4 protein-coding genes are annotated in these 2,516 nt (G+C 42.2%); 2 read left to right on the top strand and 2 right to left on the bottom strand.

Translation table 11 applies throughout. From position 1 onward, the window contains the following. The first annotated feature begins 426 nt into the window (after positions 1-426). On the top strand, positions 427-1,080 hold the full coding sequence (locus ACED28_RS23045) for a bifunctional 2-polyprenyl-6-hydroxyphenol methylase/3-demethylubiquinol 3-O-methyltransferase UbiG (RefSeq protein WP_048666178.1): 654 nt from the start codon (positions 427-429) through the stop codon (positions 1,078-1,080). A 168-nt stretch (positions 1,081-1,248) separates the two neighbouring features. On the opposite strand, the gene radC is transcribed toward ACED28_RS23045, so the two are convergent. Next, positions 1,249-1,734: a DNA repair protein RadC gene (radC, locus tag ACED28_RS23040; protein ID WP_017059566.1), complete on the bottom strand. Its 486-nt coding sequence runs from the start codon at positions 1,732-1,734 to the stop codon at positions 1,249-1,251. A gap of 94 nt (positions 1,735-1,828) precedes the next feature. Between radC and ACED28_RS23035 the strand changes: the two genes are divergently transcribed. Further along, on the top strand, positions 1,829-2,116 hold the full coding sequence (locus tag ACED28_RS23035) for a hypothetical protein (protein ID WP_371710840.1): 288 nt from the start codon (positions 1,829-1,831) through the stop codon (positions 2,114-2,116). Positions 2,117-2,137: 21 nt separating this feature from the next. Here ACED28_RS23035 and ACED28_RS23030 read toward each other — a convergent pair whose 3' ends face one another. Continuing rightward, positions 2,138-2,455, bottom strand: a complete 318-nt coding sequence (locus ACED28_RS23030; RefSeq protein WP_371710839.1) for a hypothetical protein — start codon at positions 2,453-2,455, stop codon at positions 2,138-2,140. Positions 2,456-2,516: the final 61 nt, after the last annotated feature.

Here is a 2,516-nt window from a genome sequence, read left to right as displayed (position 1 = left end):
GATTATCCGAAATCTAACTATCTACTGAAGTTTGTCATTACGGGGGAGCTTAAAGGGGGAGCTTAAAGTTTGTAACACGCCTCTGCCCCATTGTGAGCCAGAGAGGGATTGAACTCAGTTTCAAACCCTGCAACTTGCCTTACTTTTCCTCATGCCTAGAGATCCAACAATGTAGCTAAATTTTATAATCCACAACAGACTGAACTTCAATCACAGTTACGCACGAATATGTTGTTCAACTATTTCTAGGCTATTGAATAGTAGAGAACTAAAGGGAAGTTTTTGATTGATAACGTGCCTTGAATCGGAAGCAATGTGTGCTGGCACGTTATTAAAAGGTTATATTTTTTATCTCTGGTATGATTTGCAATCTTCACTTTTTAGTATAAATTGCACTTTAATAATTTATAACTATATGAAATTAAAATGAATCAAGAAGCCTCAATTGCTGGACAAGCGGTTTACTCGAAGAAAGTACTATCAATATACGATTTCTGGGTTTTAGGAGTATCAAATAACTATTTTTGGAAATGCCCAACTAGACTTATTAGTGAGCAATTTTCAATGTTAGTTTCATCTAATCACTTAGATGTTGGCGTTGGCTCAGGTTATTACCTTAAGAATTACCTACCACAAACAACAAAACGTATCGCTTTGCTAGATTTGAATGAAAATAGTCTTGATACAACCTCAAAAGCAATTAGTCATTTTCAACCTGAAGTTTACTGTGGGGATGTACTTGAGCCTCTTGAATTAAGTATCGAAAAATTTGACTCAATTAGTGTTAATTATTTGCTTCATTGTTTGCCTGGAAATTTAATTGGTAAAGGCATTATGTTTAAGCATTTAAAAAGCCATATGAACGAAGGTGGGGTTTTGTTTGGTAGTACAATTTTAGGTAAGGGTACGAAACTGAACTTTTTCGCTAAAAAATTGATGGGTGTTTACAATAAGAAAGGCATATTTAGTAATAACAACGATGATTTAGACTCATTGGTGACATCGTTAAATGAACACTTTACTGATGTAAAAGTGGAAGTTATAGGGTGTGTTGCATTGTTCTCAGGTAAAAAAATATAACAAATGATCTGCTCCAGTGATACTGGACACTCACGTAAGCGACTTTTTCCATACTTTTAATAATTCATGCTTTGCTATATTAGCAAAAGACGCAACTCGGAATTGTCCAAAAATGTGTTAAAGGGTAGTCTCCTACCCTGTTTCAATCAGCGGCCATAAGCCGCTTTTTTAAATCCAGCCTCGCTCAGAAAAAGACACCACACACTCAAATGAAACCACAAAGTGGTCCAGTACTCGGATATCAACCAATGCCAACGCATCCGTCAGTTGACGGGTAATGCGTCGGTCAGCTTGACTTGGGGTGGCGTCGCCACTTGGGTGGTTATGATAGAGAATAACCGCACTCGCGTTCGCGGCCAGCGACGCTTTCACGACTTCACGCGGATAGACCGAAGCGGCATTAACGGTACCGTAGAACATCTCTTTGGTGCGCAACACTCGATGTTGATTATCGAGGAAGATAATCCCAAACACTTCAGACTCACAAGCGGCCAAGGACGTTTGGCAGAACGATTTCACCAATTCAGGCGAGGTTAATGGCGTTTGTTCTGAAATAAACAGTTTGGATTTGAGAATGCTTGCGGCCTGGTCAAGGGTGCCCTTTTCTTCTGATGTGAATAACGAAACATTTGAGTATTGAACAAGTGCTGACATGGTATTTCCTTTCGGTCTTGGTGAGCGTCTGACTGTCCGTACCCAGTTGCAGGTTCTGCAGCGCAAGGGCGCGCAGCGGCGAAGCCTCCCTTGCGTGAGGGTTCTCAAATGGGACGGTTTAAAGGAAGTCGCGACAACAAGCCAAAAGGACAGCCTAAGCCAATATCTCAACCCAAAGTACGTCGCTCAGGTAGAAATGTCCCTTCCCCACCAAGAGAGCGCCCTGCTGGTTACTCGACTTGCGCCACTCGATAACCTTGGCTACTTAGGACAAGACCGAACAGGGCGTTGCTCGTCTATAAACACGAACCGCTTGAATACCGCAAACAGTTGGAATATCGAAACAAAATTCAGACAGATTGATGATCTGATGAGTATTTGAGCCGTCACGCATCTGCCGACTTTAGTCGTCATACAGACAAGAGAGTAAAGCCTTAGCCGACGTGCGATACTCAGAGGTTGTTCCTATCGTCCTTTCTGCTTTCTTTGCGTAGCCGTAGTCTTCTCGCATCTGTTTAATGGTGGTAGTCAGGTCACACACACTGATACTCACCCCCTTGCCTCGGTTGCCTTGCTCTAGTATTAAGGCGTCGGTATACCCAAACTCATTCACCAAAATTTCATGAACCTTGACGGCCTTTACGGTGGAATCAAAGTCGGTCGAATTCACCCAAATCACGTGCATGGATATGTCAGCGGATACTGTAGAACGCACTTTCATGTGACCCCCTAAGCGCCAAAACGCACATCAAAACAAAACCCTGAGCACTTAAACGTCCCCT

It is taken from the genome of Vibrio sp. 1F253 (genome assembly GCF_041439295.1).
Classification (GTDB): domain Bacteria; phylum Pseudomonadota; class Gammaproteobacteria; order Enterobacterales; family Vibrionaceae; genus Vibrio; species Vibrio tasmaniensis_A.
This window is presented reverse-complemented; position numbering and strand designations above follow the sequence as displayed.